Annotated in this window: 1 protein-coding gene; it reads left to right on the top strand. The window is 76.6% G+C overall.

Annotation, left to right across the window (positions count from 1 at the left end; genetic code table 11):
* On the top strand, positions 1–675 hold a 675-nt coding region (locus tag N790_RS16350), incomplete at both ends, for a hypothetical protein (RefSeq protein ID WP_043801927.1).

The raw sequence follows: 675 nt of genomic DNA, 5'->3' as shown, positions 1-675 counted from the left end.
CGCCGCGGCGGCCGCCCCGCCTTGCCCGGCCGCCCGGCGCTGCTGCACGTGCTGCACGGCTGGGGAGGCGGCGCCGAACGTTTCGTGTGCGACCTCGCCGCGGCCGACGCCGGGCGCACGCACCTGGTGCTGGTGGCGCGCGGCGACCACGACAAGCCACCCTTCGGCCGCCGCCTGTGCCTGCACGCCGACCTCGACGCGCCGCCCCTGCACAGCTGGGAGCTGTCGGCGCCCATCAGCGATTGCGCCGCTTGCTCCACCGAAGTCGCGGCCATCCTTTCCACGCTGAAGGACGCCTGGGGCGTGGGCGCGGTGCTCGTGTCCTCGCTGGTGGGCCACAGCCTCGACGTGCTGCGCACCGGCCTGCCCACGGCGCTGTGCACGCACGACGCCTTCCCGCTGTGGCCGCTGCTGCACGACGCGCGCGACCCGGAACACGAGGCCTTCGACCGCGAGGCGCTGGCGAAGCAGCTGGCCGCCGCCGGCCGCGATTTCGTCTTCGCCGGGCGCGATGCCCGCGCCTGGTGGTCGCTGCGCGAGGCGCTGCTGGCCGAACTGGCCGCGCGCGACGTCCTGCTGGTCGCGCCCAGCGACTTCGCCCGCCGCCGCCTGTGCGCGCTGGCACCGGCGCTGGCGGAGCGCCGCTGGCAGGTGGTCGAACACGGCCTGGCCCCG

Source organism: Arenimonas malthae CC-JY-1 (assembly GCF_000747075.1).
GTDB classification, from domain to species: domain Bacteria; phylum Pseudomonadota; class Gammaproteobacteria; order Xanthomonadales; family Xanthomonadaceae; genus Arenimonas; species Arenimonas malthae.
The sequence above is the reverse complement of the archived record's forward strand: the minus strand, read 5'-3'. Positions and strand labels throughout refer to the sequence as shown.